General features: G+C 73.7%; 11 protein-coding genes. 8 read left to right on the top strand and 3 right to left on the bottom strand.

Translation table 11 applies throughout. The features are described from left to right. Positions 1 to 137: 137 nt before the first annotated feature. From AVL61_RS10745 to purU, 4 genes are all read left to right on the top strand, one after another. On the top strand, positions 138 to 1550 hold the full coding sequence (locus AVL61_RS10745; protein WP_058874326.1) for a TY-Chap domain-containing protein: 1413 nt from the start codon (positions 138 to 140) through the stop codon (positions 1548 to 1550). 133 nt (positions 1551 to 1683) lie between these two features. Next, the gene (locus tag AVL61_RS10740) at positions 1684 to 2922 is read left to right on the top strand and encodes a benzoate/H(+) symporter BenE family transporter (RefSeq protein WP_058874325.1); all 1239 of its coding nucleotides are present in this window, start codon (positions 1684 to 1686) and stop codon (positions 2920 to 2922) included. 243 nt (positions 2923 to 3165) lie between these two features. Continuing rightward, positions 3166 to 4305 (top strand): VIT1/CCC1 transporter family protein, encoded by a 1140-nt coding sequence (locus tag AVL61_RS10735; RefSeq protein WP_058874324.1) that lies wholly within the window; start codon positions 3166 to 3168, stop codon positions 4303 to 4305. Between the two features lie 600 nt (positions 4306 to 4905). Continuing rightward, on the top strand, positions 4906 to 5772 hold the full coding sequence (gene purU / locus AVL61_RS10730) for a formyltetrahydrofolate deformylase (RefSeq protein ID WP_058874323.1): 867 nt from the start codon (positions 4906 to 4908) through the stop codon (positions 5770 to 5772). Between the two features lie 49 nt (positions 5773 to 5821). On the opposite strand, the gene AVL61_RS10725 is transcribed toward purU, so the two are convergent. Continuing rightward, positions 5822 to 6877 (bottom strand): Gfo/Idh/MocA family protein, encoded by a 1056-nt coding sequence (locus AVL61_RS10725; RefSeq protein ID WP_058874322.1) that lies wholly within the window; start codon positions 6875 to 6877, stop codon positions 5822 to 5824. Between the two features lie 170 nt (positions 6878 to 7047). Here AVL61_RS10725 and AVL61_RS10720 point away from each other — a divergent pair, with 170 nt between their 5' ends. The 4 genes from AVL61_RS10720 to AVL61_RS10705 all read left to right on the top strand — a co-directional run bounded on the left by AVL61_RS10720 (position 7048) and on the right by AVL61_RS10705 (position 10809). Then, a complete protein-coding gene (locus AVL61_RS10720; RefSeq protein WP_058874321.1) occupies positions 7048 to 7788 on the top strand; it encodes a GntR family transcriptional regulator in 741 nt (246 codons plus the stop codon). Between the two features lie 60 nt (positions 7789 to 7848). Continuing rightward, entirely contained in the window at positions 7849 to 8766 is a 918-nt protein-coding gene (iolB, locus tag AVL61_RS10715; protein WP_058874320.1) for a 5-deoxy-glucuronate isomerase, read from the top strand. 116 nt (positions 8767 to 8882) lie between these two features. Further along, the gene (locus tag AVL61_RS10710; protein ID WP_157571379.1) at positions 8883 to 10247 is read left to right on the top strand and encodes an MFS transporter; all 1365 of its coding nucleotides are present in this window, start codon (positions 8883 to 8885) and stop codon (positions 10245 to 10247) included. A 169-nt stretch (positions 10248 to 10416) separates the two neighbouring features. Beyond that, the gene (locus AVL61_RS10705) at positions 10417 to 10809 is read left to right on the top strand and encodes a tautomerase family protein (RefSeq protein WP_058874319.1); all 393 of its coding nucleotides are present in this window, start codon (positions 10417 to 10419) and stop codon (positions 10807 to 10809) included. Positions 10810 to 10947: 138 nt separating this feature from the next. On the opposite strand, the gene AVL61_RS10700 is transcribed toward AVL61_RS10705, so the two are convergent. Together AVL61_RS10700 and AVL61_RS10695 are read right to left on the bottom strand one after the other, a co-directional pair. After that, positions 10948 to 11955, bottom strand: a complete 1008-nt coding sequence (locus AVL61_RS10700; protein WP_058874318.1) for a sugar phosphate isomerase/epimerase family protein — start codon at positions 11953 to 11955, stop codon at positions 10948 to 10950. Continuing rightward, positions 11952 to 13130 carry a Gfo/Idh/MocA family protein gene (locus AVL61_RS10695; RefSeq protein ID WP_058874317.1) on the bottom strand — a complete coding sequence of 393 codons (1179 nt, stop codon included), beginning with the start codon at positions 13128 to 13130 and terminating at the stop codon, positions 11952 to 11954. Before AVL61_RS10695 ends, AVL61_RS10700 begins: the two co-directional genes overlap by 4 nt. Positions 13131 to 13224: the final 94 nt, after the last annotated feature.

Raw genomic sequence — 13224 nt, 5'->3', positions numbered from 1 at the left:
GCGGGAAGCGGCGGGCAGGCACTAGCATCGGAGGTGCGCGGTATCGTGCGGCGGCGTCGGTGCCGTGCGACGGCGCAGCCCCCTCGGCCCGGGCGCCTTCCCCGAGCCGGTCCGACCACTCGACCGGAGGACCCTCCATGCCTCACGCCGTGGCGGGACTCGCAGCCTTCGTGCAGCGCTACGGCTCGCTGATCCACGCGATGGCCGACCGCGGGATGACCCGCGGCCAGGTGCGCATGCGCTTCCAGCTGCTGTTCCCGGAGGAGCCGGCCGCCCTGCTGGACGCGGCGATCGCGCACCTCGGGCAGCGGTTCCCGCAGGACGCCGCCGCCCCCGAGATCAACGACGGCGCCGTCGGCGCCGGCGTGTGGCTGGTCATGGCCCAGCACCTCGGGCTGACCCCGGCCCCCGACTACGCCGCGCTGAACCTCAGCACGGACCTGGTCCGCGACGTCACCGGGCTCCTCGCGGTCTCCGACGCCGACGGCTCCCTCACCCGGCGGACCCTCGGCCTGATCGGTGCGGCCCAGCAGCACTGCGCCCGGGAGACCGCCTGCCGTCCGCTCAGCGCGCACAGCTACGAGATCGCGCGGCTGGGGCTGTGCACGGACTCCGAGTTCCTGTGCACGCTCGCCCACCACTGGCCCGTGCCCGACCGCACCGTGGCCCAGCGCCTGGGCGGCGGCCGCTGGGACGTGGCGCTCGAGCGGATCGGGCTGCGGGCCGGCGCCGAGCCGGCGCTCGAGCGCGCCTTCACGGAGGAGGAGTACACGACCGCCGTCACGGCGTTCCTCTCCCACTGCCGCAGCGCCGGCCACCACCCGACCACGGCCCGCTACGGCCGGTGGGTGGTCGAGCAGGAGGCGCACAGCACCCGCAGGCCCTACTTCGACGGCGTCCGCCGGTTCTTCGGCTCGTGGGAGGAGGCCATGCGCTTCGCCTCCGCCCGCCAGCCCGCCGGGGAGCCCGCCGGGGACGGCTTCGCCGACACGAGGACCTGGTCCGACCTGGCCACCCCGGAGGCCCAGGAGATGCTCGGCCGCGCCGGCATCGGCGTGGTCCTCCCGGACGAGACCACCCCGGTGGCCGGCGAGGACGTCTGGGAGGACCTGCGCCGGCTCATCGCCACCGTGCTCGCCCGGCTGCCCTGGAACGACTTCCTCGTCGTGGAGTACGAGCGCTGCGACGACCGGTCGGAGGCGCCCGTCGCGTGGGCCGGGGTCGGCCCGCACGGCGTGGAGTGCGCCGTGCTCTCGGGCGGCCAGCTCGCGAACGCGGCCTGGCCCGTGGACGCCACCTTCTTCCACGAGGACGAGTGGAACGAGCCCGCGGGCTGGGACCAGCCGTGGACCACCGCGCCGCTGGGCTTCCCGGAGGCGGCGCAGAAGCTCGTCGAGGGCCTGCGCTTCGGCTGGGGCTGCGCCGACCCGTACCGCTTCCACTGGGGCGTGGGGTCCTTCCCCGCGGAGACCCGTGACGAGGCCGACGTCATCGCCCCCGACCGCCGGCAGTGGCGCACGCCGGCGGCGCCGGACACCGTCGACTCCTGACGCCCGCCGGAGCACTCATATGCTGTGCACCGGGAATCATGCGGGACTGATATTTATCTCCCGCGGGGCGAGGTCCTAGGCTGGCACGGTCCGCCGTTCCACCGCTGCGCGTTCTGTCATCCGGGAGCACTCCATGAGCCGCCACGTGCCGAGCACCACCCGGTCCGCCGGGCACTCCGGCCGCGGGCTCCGGCGGGACTGGTCCGCGTCGGCGGTCCTCGCGGGCCTCGTGGCCGTGGTCGTCTCCTACTCGGGGCCCGTGCTCGTGGTCCTCGAGGCCGCGCGGGCGGGCGGGCTCAGCCCGGAGCTCACCTCCTCCTGGCTGTGGGCCATCTCGGTCGGCTCGGGTCTCACGTGCGCGCTCATGAGCGTGTGGACCCGCCAGCCCGTCATGGTGGCGTGGTCCATCCCGGGGGCGGCGCTGCTGATCACCTCGCTCGGCAACTACTCCTTCTCCGACGCCGTGGGCGCCTACGTCGTCACCGGTGTCCTGGGCCTGCTCCTGGGCGTGACCGGGCTGATCGGCCGGATCCTGGCCGCGGTGCCCAAGCCCATCACCGCCGCCGTCCTGGCGGGCGTCCTCTTCCCCTTCTCCATCAAGGTGGCCGCGGCCGTCGTCGAGAACCCGTGGGTGGCGGGCGCCCTGGTCCTCGGCTATCTCCTGGGCCGGCGGTTCTTCCCCCGCTACGCGGTGTTCGCTGCGCTGGCGCTGGGCGTGCTGGCGGCGCTCGTCCGGGGACGGATCGAACCCGTGGTCCTGGACCTCTCCCTCACCGAGCCGGTGCTGACGCTGCCCACGTTCTCGTGGGACGCGATCGCCGGGATCAGCATTCCGCTGCTGATCGTGACCGCGGCCGGGCAGAACGCCCCGGGCCTGGCCATGATGCACACGGCCGGCTACGACGCCCGGGACCGCCTGCTGCTCGGCGCCTCGGGCGTCGCGTCGGTCGCCTTCGCGCCCTTCGGCAGCCACGCCCTCAACCTCGCGGCCGTGACCGCGGGCATCGCCACCAGTCCCGAGTCCCACCCGGACATCGCCCGGCGCTACGTGGCCGGCGTCTCGTGCGGGTTCTTCTACGTCCTGTTCGGCCTGTTCGCGGACACCATCGTGGCCGCGTTCTCGGCGATCCCTCCGGGGATGATCACCGCCCTCGCCGGCGTGGCCCTGCTGGGCGCGCTGCAGGGCTCCTTCTTCGACAGCATGCACCCCGGCCGGCACCAGCCGGCGGTCATCGAGGCGGCGCTCATCACCCTGGTGGTCACGGTCTCCGGGATCGCCCCCTACGGCATCGTCTCCCCGTTCTGGGGCATGCTCGCAGGGATCGCCGCGTACGCGATCCTGCGCCGCCCCGCGGCGGCCGGTTCCCGCTGAGCGGTCCGCAAGGCACCGGCCCCGAGTTCCGGCGGCGCCCCCGCGGGTCTACACTCGTCGGGTAGCGAAGGGGAGCCGCTCCCGGGTGCCCGCCGCCCGTCGGCCCGCCGCCGTCCCGGGCCCGACGACCGGTGCCGGCGGTCCGCCCGTGCCCCCGGACGGACGGGCCCCTCCGCAGCACACCGCAAGCTCCCCGGTCGGACCCCGCGCGCCCCGTGCCGCCGCGGGCCCGAGGAAGGCCCCATGACACCCGCACCCGACTCCCCCACCTCGTGGGAGGACACCTCCCACCCGGGCCGATCCGAGCGGGGGCAGATCCGCCGCTGGCGCAAGTACCTCGCGGAGGAGCGCGCCGAGGCACGGATCTACGCCCTCCTCGCCGCCCGCAGCACCGGCCGGGAGCGGGAGATCCTGCACCAGGTCTCCGAGGCCGAGCGGCGCCACGCCGAGCACTGGGTCCGGCTCCTCGGCCCGCACGCCGGGTCCGAGGCCCGGCCGTCCCTGTACTCCCGGCTGCTGATCTTCCTCGCCGCGCACTTCGGCTCCGTCTTCGTCCTGGCCCTGCTCCAGCGGGCCGAGAGCCGCTCCCCCTACGAGCGCGAGCAGGACGCGTCCGACGCCATGGCGGCGGACGAGGCCGTGCACGAGGAGATCATCCGCGCGCTCGCCACCGAGGGCCGGCACAAGCTCTCCGGCAACTTCCGGGCGGCGGTCTTCGGAGCCAACGACGGCCTGGTGTCGAACCTCGCCCTGGTGATGGGCGTGGGCGCCACCGGGACCTCCTCCGGGATGGTGCTCTTCGCGGGGATCGCCGGCCTGCTCGCGGGCGCGCTGTCCATGGGGGCCGGGGAGTTCGTCTCCGTGCGCTCGCAGCGCGAGCTGCTCGACGCCTCCCAGCCGACCCAGGTGACGCTGCACGTGGCCCCGAACCTGGATCTGGACGCCAACGAGCTCGTGCTGATCTACCGGGCCCGGGGCATGAGCGAGGAGGCCGCCGAGCACCGCGCCGCGGAGCGGCTGGGCTACTACGAGTGCGACTGCGATCCCTCCCGGTCGTTCCAGGACACCGTCGAGGACGAGCCGGCCCAGCACTCCACCGTGGCCCTGGGCACGGACCTGGGGGCGGCGGCGTCCAGCTTCTGCTTCTTCGCCTCCGGGGCGATCATCCCGATCCTGCCGTACCTCGCGGGCCTCACGGGGATCCCCGCGATGGCCGTGGCCCTCGTCCTGGTCGGGATCGCCCTGCTGGTCACCGGGGGACTCGTCGGACTGCTCTCCGGGGCCTCGCCCTGGAAGCGCGGGCTGCGCCAGCTCGCCATCGGCTACGGCGCCGCCCTGGCCACCTATCTCCTCGGCCTGCTGTTCAACACGAGCGTCGCCTGACCCGCCCGCCGCGGGGTGGTGCGGGCGCACCGGTCCTGTCCGTACTTCGGGGGACAGCGGCCGGCACCCCCCGCAGCGGACGCCGGCCGCTCCCGGCGCGAAAGGGCTGGTGGGAGCCGTATTTCCGGCGGATCCGCGGCCTCGGGAGGCTGCCGGGCCGGCCCACCGGGCGGCGCTCCCCCGCCCTGCACGCCCCGTTCCGGGAATCTTCTGGGGAAAGCGGGTGCGGACGCGGTGCCGCGTCGGATAAAGTTGCAAACGTGGTGAGAACCACAGCAATGGGGGAAATTGCACGGATCGGACCGATTCGGACGCACTGGGGGGTGCACCGTCTGCGGCATCCGTGTTCTGAAAGCCGCTCAGCCCACGGCTCTCCTCTGTTGAGGCGTGCAACGCCTGCCGATGGCCGCGGGTCCTCCATAGGAGGCGCATCTCTCCCCGCGCCGGGCGGACTCCTACCGCCCGTTCCCGCGGCCATCGGTCTACACCGCGCCCGGCACACCGTCCCGGCCCGCTGGGGCTAGGATCGGAGGGCCGCGCACGCCCCAGCCGGGGCCGCACCGCGCGGCGCACCCGTCACCAGCGCCGAGGAGCCCGCCCATGCCCGCCCAGGGGACCGTCGAACACGTCCTGACCGTCCACTGCCCCGAGGCCCACGGGCTCGTCAGCGCCATCACGTCCAACCTGACGCAGCAGGGCTGCGACATCTTCGACGTGAAGCACTTCTCCGACCGCTTCACCGACGAGTTCTTCATCCGCTGCCACACCGTCAGCGAGGCCGGCACGGCCACCGTCGAGTCCCTGACCGACGGCTTCGCCCCCGTCGCGGAGCAGCACGGCATGCGGTTCCGGCTCGTCTCCGTGCAGCGCCGGACGCGGGTGCTCGTGATGGTCTCCCGCTTCTCCCACTGCCTGACGGACCTGCTGCACCGCACCCGGATCGGCGAGCTGCCCATCGAGATCGTGGCGGTGGTCTCCAACCACCTCGACCACAGGAGCCTCGTGGAGTGGCACGGGATCCCTTTCCACCACATCCCCGTCACGGCCGGGACCAAGCCGCAGGCCGAGGGCCGGCTGCTGGACCTCGTGGACCGCTACGACGTCGAGCTGGTCGTGCTGGCCCGCTACATGCAGGTGCTCTCCGACGAGCTGACCCGCGAGCTGTCGGGGCGGTGCATCAACATCCACCACTCGTTCCTGCCCTCGTTCAAGGGCGCCAAGCCCTATCACCAGGCCTACGCCCGGGGCGTGAAGATGGTGGGGGCCACGGCCCACTACGTGACGGCGGACCTCGACGAGGGCCCGATCATCGCCCAGCGGGTCATGCCCGTGGACCACGCCCACACTCCCGCGGACCTCGTGGCGGTGGGCCGCGACGCCGAGATGCAGGCGCTGTCCCGCGCCGTGAAGTGGCACGCCGAGGGCCGCGTGGTGCTCTCCGGCAACCGCACCATCGTCCTGGTCTGAACGACCCGATCCGCCCGGCCGGCCTCGCCGGGGCCGCCGGCGGGCGCGGTCACCGGCGGCCGGCCGGCCGTCCCGCCCCGGGGGCCGCCTCGAGGGGCTCCACCCGGACGGCGGCGCCCGTCTCGAGGGAGCGCTGGGCGGCATCGGCCACCCGGGAGGCGGCCACGGCGTCCCGGGCCGTGCAGGGGCTCGGGATCTCCCCGCGCACCACCTGCACGAAGGCGGCCATCTCCCGGCGGTAGGCCTCGGCGAAGCGGTCGTGGAACGTCGTGTGCGGCGGTCCCGCGGGGAACCCGACGCCCGGCTCGGCCGAGCGCATGGCCATGTGCTCGTCCATCCCCACGGCCACCGAGCCCTGGGAGCCCTGCAGCTCGAGCCGCACGTCGTGGCCCGCCCCGTTGTAGCGGGTCGCGGCCACGGTCGCCACCGTGCCGTCGTCGAGGGTGAGCACGGCGAGCGCGGTGTCGACGTCGCCCACCTCGCCGATCCGGGGGTCCCCGCGGTTGGACCCGCGGGCGTACACCTCGGTGACCTCCCGGCCCGTGATCCACCGGAGGACGTCGACGTCGTGCACGGAGCAGTCCCGGAACAGCCCGCCCGACGTCGCGAGGAACTCCACGGGCGGCGGGGTCATGTCACCGGTCACGGCGCGCACGGTGTGCAACCACCCCAGCGCCCCCGAGGCGTGGAGCTCCCGGGCGCGGACGTAGCCGGGGTCGAAGCGGCGCTGGTGGCCGATCTGCACCACGCCCTGCACGCGCTCGATCTCGTCGAGCAGGGGCATCGCCTCCTCGACCGACAGCGCCACGGGCTTCTCGCAGAAGACCGGCAGCCCGGCCTGCAGCCCGGCCCGGATCAGCTCCGGGTGGGAGGCCGTGCCGGTCGCCACGACGAGGCCGTCCACGCCGTCGTCGAGCAGCGCCCGGACCGTGGGCCGCGGGGCCGCCCCCGTCCGGGCGGCCACGGCGGCCGCCTGCTCGGGCACGGCGTCCGTGATGCTCAGCCGCACCGCCGGAGCGCCCTCCGGAGTGCGCAGGGCGGCGAGGTTGGCGGCGTGCATGGCGCCGATGCGGCCGGCGCCGATCAGTCCGATCCGGACGGTCATGGCAGGGTTCCTCTCGCGGGACGGGGGTCGGACCGGGACCGGCCCGCGGTTCATCCTGGGTGACCCGGCTCACCAATGTCAACACATTGTATGGACATGCACACATGCCATCGGCCACAATGGAGGGCGTCCGCAGTCGTGCACGCACGGTCCAGCCCCTGGAGGTCCCCATGTCCGGCCCGCTCCACCTCACGGTCGACAAGACCTCCCCCGTGCCCCTCTACCACCAGGTGGCGCAGGGGCTCGAGGACGCCATCCGCAGCGGTGAGCTGCCCCCGGGCACCAAGCTGGACAACGAGATCGATCTCGCGAACCGGCTCAACCTGTCCCGCCCCACCATGCGCAAGGCCATGGACCAGCTCGTCCGCGCCGGGCTGCTGGTGCGCAAGCGCGGGGTGGGCACCCAGGTGGTGGGCAGCCAGGTCCGGCGCTCGCTCGAGCTGACCAGCCTGCACGAGGACCTCCAGCGCAGCGGGGGCCGGCCCAGCACCACGGTGCTGGACTTCGCCCGGGTCCCCGCCGACGACGAGGTGGCGCTGCTGCTCGGGCTCGCCCCGGGCGACGAGGTCTACCACCTCGTGCGCCGGCGGAGCACGGACGGCGAGCCGCTGGCCCTCATGGAGAACTGGATCCCGTGCGGGCTCTGCGAGCTCACGCGCGAGCAGCTCGAGGACGAGGGGCTGTACTCGCTGATGCGCGGCCAGGGCGTCAACTTCCAGCTGGCCCACCAGCGGGTGGGCGCCGTCTCGGCCGACGAGTTCCAGGCGGAGCAGCTGGGGGTGGAGCCCGGGGCCGCGCTGGTCAGCATGCACCGCACGGCCATGGACGACCTCGGCCGCCAGGTCGAGACCGGCCGGCACGTGTACCGGGCCGACAAGTACACGTTCGAGCTCACCCTCGTCCAGCACTGAGCACCGGCGCTCCGGCCCGGAACCACCGCACGACGACGACACCGGAAGGCACACCCACCCATGCACACCGACAGCTCCCGCCCCGACTGGGTCCACCCCAAGGACTCCGCCGCCCAGGACGGCTGGTTCGTCTCCCTGGGCGGCCACGACTCCACCACCGAGGTCCCCGGCTGGGCCCACACGGGCCTGCGCGTGGCCGACCTCGGCCCGGGCGAGCAGATCAGCCTGGACGCCGCGGAGGAGGAGCGCATCGTGGTGCCCCTCACGGGCAGCTTCACGGCGGAGACGGGCGGGGAGAGCTACGACCTCGCCGGCCGCCCGTCCGTCTTCGCCGGCCCCACCGACGTGCTCTACACCGGGATCCGCCGGGACCTGACCGTGTCCGCCCCGACCGGCGGCCGGGTGGCCGTGGCCTCGGCGCCCGCCCGTGCGGAGCACCCGACGCGGCTCGTGAGCCGCGACGAGATCCCGGTGGAGCTGCGCGGGGCGGGGAACTGCTCGCGCCAGGTGCACAACTTCGGCACGCCCGCGGCCCTGGAGGCCGACCGGTTCATCGTGTGCGAGGTGCTCACCCCGTCGGGCAACTGGTCCTCCTACCCGCCGCACAAGCACGACGAGGAGAAGGACGGGGAGACGGCGCTGGAGGAGATCTACTACTTCGAGACGCAGCTCGCCGAGGGCATGCCCGCCCCGGAGGGCCACGGCACCGATCCCATGGGCTACCAGCGCGTCTACGCCTCGGACGACCGGCCCATCGACGTCAGCGCCGAGGTGCGCTCCGGCGACGTCGTCCTGGTGCCCTACGGCTGGCACGGCCCCGCCATGGCGACCCCCGGCTACGACCTGTACTACCTCAACGTCATGGCCGGCCCCGGCCGGGTGCGGGAGTGGCTGATCAGCGACGACCCCCACCACGGCTGGATCCGCCGGACCTGGGACGAGTCGGCGGTCGACCCCCGGCTGCCCTTCGGCCGCTGAGCGGCTCCGCGGCGTCCCGTCCGGGCGTCCACGCCCGGGCCCGCCCCGGGGCCGAGCCGGCGGACCCTCCCCCGTGGAGCCGCCGGCTCGGCCTGCTCGTGGCGGCGGTGCTGTTCATGGAGCACCTCGACGGCACGATCCTCGTCACGGCGGCTCCGCGGATCGCGGCCGACCTCGGCGTCGGCAGCGCCGAGGTCGGCCTCACGATGACCGTCTACCTCGTCACCGTGGCCGCGTTCATCCCCGTGGGCGGATGGCTCGCGGCCCGCTTCGGCCCCCGGCGGGTGTTCTGCACGTCCATCGCCGTCTTCACACTGGCCTCCGTGCTGTGCGCGGTGAGCGGCAGCCTCGCGGCCCTGGTGGCCGGGAGGGCCCTGCAGGGGCTCGGTGGCGCCCTGATGGTCCCGGTCGGGCAGCTCATCGTGCTGCGCGCCACGGACCGGCGGGACCTGCTGCGGACGATCGCCTGGATCACGTGGCCCGCGCTGCTCGCGCCCGTGCTCGCACCGCTCGTGGGCGGACTGCTGACGTCCTGGGCGAGCTGGCACTGGATCTTCCTGGTCAACGTCCCGGTGGGCGCGGCGGCCCTCGTCGCGGCGCTGTGGCTCGTCCGCGACACCGGGACCGAGCCGCGACCCCTCGACGTGCCGGGGCTGTTCTGGTGCACGACCGCCGTGTTCGGTCTGGTCGCCGGACTGGAGCTCCTGCCGCACGGGCAGTGGGCCGGCGCCGCCGTCGTCCTGCTCGGCGCCGCGGCGCTCAGCGGGGCCGTGGCCGCCCGGTGGCTGCTGCGCACCGCGAACCCCCTGCTGGACCTGCGGGTCTACCGGATCCCCGGCTACCGGGCGGCCAACTCGGGCGGCCTCGCCTACCGGGCGGCCGTGAGCTCGGTGCCGTTCCTGCTGCCGCTGCTGCTCCAGGACGGCTTCGGCCGCTCGCCCGTGGAGTCCGGACTGCTCGTGACCGCGGTGTTCGTGGGCAACGTGGGGGTCAAGCCCGCGACCACTCCGCTGCTGCGACGGTTCGGGTTCCGCACCGTCCTCGTCGGCTCCGTCGCGGGCGGCACGGCGACCGTGGCGGCGCTCGCCCTGCTCACCCCGGGAACGCCCCTGTGGCTCGTCACCGGCCTCCTGCTGCTCAGCGGGGCCCTGCGCTCCGTCGGGTTCACCGCCTACAACTCGCTGCAGTTCGCGGACGTGGGACCGGACCAGCTGTCCTCCGCCAACGCCCTGTCCGCCACCAGCGCGCAGCTGGCCACCGGGCTCGGAATCGCCCTGGGCGCGCTCGTCCTGCAGCTGTCCGCGACCACCGCGGACGCACTCCCCGGGACCGGCGAACTGTTCCCGCACCGCGCCGCCCTCGTGGCCGTCGCCGCCCTGCTCCTGGTGCCTCTGCTCGGCGCCCTGCGGCTCTCCCCCACGGCGGCCGCGCACGTCACCGGGCGGCCGCCCCGGGGGGCTCGGCCCGCACGCCGGGGCTGACGGGGCCCCGCGCGCCCGGCGTCGTCGGGCATGCCGTGCACTCTTCCAATATGTCCTGACATATGGTCAAATTCTCATAGCAGAGTTCTGCACCGTCCGGACCACCCCTGCAGGACCGCCCGGCACCGCACCCACACCTCCCGCCCGCACCGAACGAAAGGCTCCGACCATGCCCCTCGTGCGCATCGACGTCGTCCAGGACCGCCGCTCCCCCGCCCAGCTCCGCGAGCTCGCCGACACCGTCCAGGACGTCATGCTCGACACCTTCGCCGCCCCGCCCCGCGACCGCTACCAGATCATCACCGAGCACCGGCCCGGGCAGATCATCGCCGAGGACACCGGGCTGGGCTACACCCGCACCGACGACCTCGTGGTCGTCCAGGTCACCCAGCAGGGCCGCAGCGAGGCCCAGAAGCAGGCCATGTACCGCGCCCTGGCCGACCGCCTCGAGGAGCGCACCGGCCTGGACCCGCAGGACCTCATCGTCTCCGTCACCGAGAACACCCGCGAGGACTGGTCCTTCGGCCTGGGCACCGCTCAGTTCCTCACCGGAGAGCTCTAGCCGCGCGGCCCTCCGTCCCGCGGCCGGCTCCGGGACGGAGGGCCGCGGCGGCAGCCCCGGAGCGCAGGCGGGTCCCCTCCGGACAGCGGGCGGGTCCCCTCCGGAGCCGGAGGGGACCCGCCGGAGGGGCGGCCGCGGTCAGCGCAGGGCGGGGACGGACGCGGCGGCGTCCTTCAGGACGCCCGCGGCGATCTCGAGCCCCTCGATCCGCCCCAGGGACACGTCCTCGTGCTCGATGTTGACCGCCATGTCCGGGTCGACCTCGTGCAGGGCGGCGAGGAACTCCGCCCAGTACGCGGTGTCGTGGCCGCGCCCGAGCGCCACGAAGTCCCAGGCGGAATCCGTCGGCCACTCGTTGGCCCACTCGTCGCCGCCGAGGTTGGTGCGCTCCTCCTCGGGGCCGAGCCGGCGGAAGCTGTTGTCCAGGACGCCGTAGAGCGCGGCGTTCTCACGATTGATCCGCACGTCCTTGGCCGCCGCGTGGAAGATCAGCGGGCCGAGCTCGCGCACCACGGCGACCGGATCCATCTGCTGCCAGAACAGGTGCGAGGCGTCGAGCTCCACCCCCACATGGGTGGCGCCGGTCAGCTCGATGAGCTTGCGGACGTCGGCGGTGTTGAACACGACGTTCTGCGGGTGCAGCTCCAGGGCCACCTTGACGCTGTGGTCGGCGGCCATCCGGTCGGTCTCCCGCCAGAAGTCCGCGACGAGGCCCCACTGGTGGTCCAGCACGTCCAGGGAGGCCGAGTTCCAGGCGTTGACGATCCAGTTGGGCACCGTGGCCCCGGGCTCCCCGCCGGGCAGCCCGGACATCGTCACCACGCGGTCCTGGCCCAGCCGCTCGGCCAGCCGGATGGAGCGGCGGATGTCCTCGGCGTGCTTCTCGCCGATCGCCGGCTTGGGGTGCAGCGGGTTGCCGTTGCAGTTGAGGCCGGCGATCGAGACGCCGGTGCCCTCGAAGACGCCCAGGTAGTCGTCGCGGGCGGCGTCACTGACGAGGATCTCGTCCATGTCCGGGACGTGGACGGCCGGCAGGAAACCTCCCGTGTTGATCTCGATGCCGGTCAGGCCGAGGTCGGCAATGACCTTCAGGGCCTCGGGCAGGGGGCGATCGTGCAGGATTGCGTTGTAGACGCCGAGCTTCACAGGACGACCTTCTTTCCGTGGTGGGTGGCGGACTCCACGGCCGCAGCCAGGACCTCCATGTTGTGCACGCCGTCGTCGAAGGAGGCGTTGCGCGGCAGCGAGACGGACTCGTCCAGACCCGCGACCTCCTCCAGGAAGGCCCGTGCCTGGTAGCCGAAGGCGTCGTTCTGCCCGAAGCCCACGCCCGGGGCGTCCATGGCCAGGCCGCCTCCGAGGTAGGGGTGCCCGGGGCCGAGGTTGACGGTGCGATAGCCGTTGGTGGCCTCAGGCCCCTCGCGCAGGAACAGCTCGATCTCGGCCGGGCGCAGCTGGGTGAACCGCGCCGCGCCCTTCTCGCAGAACACCTCGAAGGTCAGGGTGTTGGGGTGCCCCGCGGCCACCCGGGAGACCTCCAGACTGCCGGCGCCGGAGGCGAACTCGGCGGAGCAGGCCGCGTAGTCGTCGTTCTCGACCGGCTCGTGGACGTCGCTGACCTCGCCGATGTCGTGCCCGGTCACCGCTCCCACCGGCAGCGGGCGTTCGGTGATGGTGGTGGCCAGGCGTCCGCCGGACACGGAGGCGATGTCACCGCAGAGGAACTCCGCGACGTAGGCCAGGTGGCTGCCGACGTCGGCCAGCGCCCCGGAGCCGGGGCCGCCCTGGTACCGCCAGCTCATGGGCGCCTTGGGGTTCACGCCGTAGTCGGTCCAGTACCGGCCGCTGAAGTGCAGCACCTTCCCCAGCGTTCCGCCGCGGATCAGGTCGCGGATCGCGGCGATGCCGGGAGTGCGCCGGAAGGTGAAGCCGATCCGGGCGATGGACTCCGCCTGCTCGGCGGCGGCGGCCATGGCGCGGGCGTCCTCGAGGGTGTCGCTGAGCGGCTTCTCGCACAGCACGTGCTTGCCGGCCTCCAGCAGGCCCTCGACCGCCCGGCGGTGGAAGCGGTTGGCGATGACGACGCTGACCACGTCGATCTCGGGGTCCGCCGCGATCGCCTCCCAGGAGCCGACGGCCTTCTCGTAGCCGTAGCGGCGGGCGACGTGGCCGCCGAGGGTCTCGTTGACGTCGCCGACGGCGACGTAGCGCAGCGGGGGCAGGACGGGATCGTAGAGGGTGGGCGCCACACGGTAGGCGGCCGCGTGGGCCTGCCCGGCCATGCCGGCGCCGATGACGGCGATGCCGATGCTGTCGGTCATGCTTCTCTCCTGGAGCGGGGACGGGACGAACGGGGAATGCGGGGAGAACGCGCGGGGTGGGACGGGAAAGAGCGGCACCGTGGAGCCGGACATT

Source organism: Kocuria rosea subsp. polaris (assembly GCF_001483755.1).
Taxonomy (GTDB): domain Bacteria; phylum Actinomycetota; class Actinomycetes; order Actinomycetales; family Micrococcaceae; genus Kocuria; species Kocuria cellulosilytica.
This window is presented reverse-complemented; position numbering and strand designations above follow the sequence as displayed.

Coding starts and splice junctions, on each gene's coding strand:
- AVL61_RS10745 (WP_058874326.1), top strand. CDS start 138: ATGCCTCACGCCGTGGCGGGACTCGCAGCCTTCGTGCAGCGCTACGGC.
- AVL61_RS10740 (WP_058874325.1), top strand. CDS start 1,684: ATGAGCCGCCACGTGCCGAGCACCACCCGGTCCGCCGGGCACTCCGGC.
- AVL61_RS10735 (WP_058874324.1), top strand. CDS start 3,166: ATGACACCCGCACCCGACTCCCCCACCTCGTGGGAGGACACCTCCCAC.
- purU (WP_058874323.1), top strand. CDS start 4,906: ATGCCCGCCCAGGGGACCGTCGAACACGTCCTGACCGTCCACTGCCCC.
- AVL61_RS10725 (WP_058874322.1), bottom strand. CDS start 6,877: ATGACCGTCCGGATCGGACTGATCGGCGCCGGCCGCATCGGCGCCATG.
- AVL61_RS10720 (WP_058874321.1), top strand. CDS start 7,048: ATGTCCGGCCCGCTCCACCTCACGGTCGACAAGACCTCCCCCGTGCCC.
- iolB (WP_058874320.1), top strand. CDS start 7,849: ATGCACACCGACAGCTCCCGCCCCGACTGGGTCCACCCCAAGGACTCC.
- AVL61_RS10710 (WP_157571379.1), top strand. CDS start 8,883: ATGGAGCACCTCGACGGCACGATCCTCGTCACGGCGGCTCCGCGGATC.
- AVL61_RS10705 (WP_058874319.1), top strand. CDS start 10,417: ATGCCCCTCGTGCGCATCGACGTCGTCCAGGACCGCCGCTCCCCCGCC.
- AVL61_RS10695 (WP_058874317.1), bottom strand. CDS start 13,130: ATGACCGACAGCATCGGCATCGCCGTCATCGGCGCCGGCATGGCCGGG.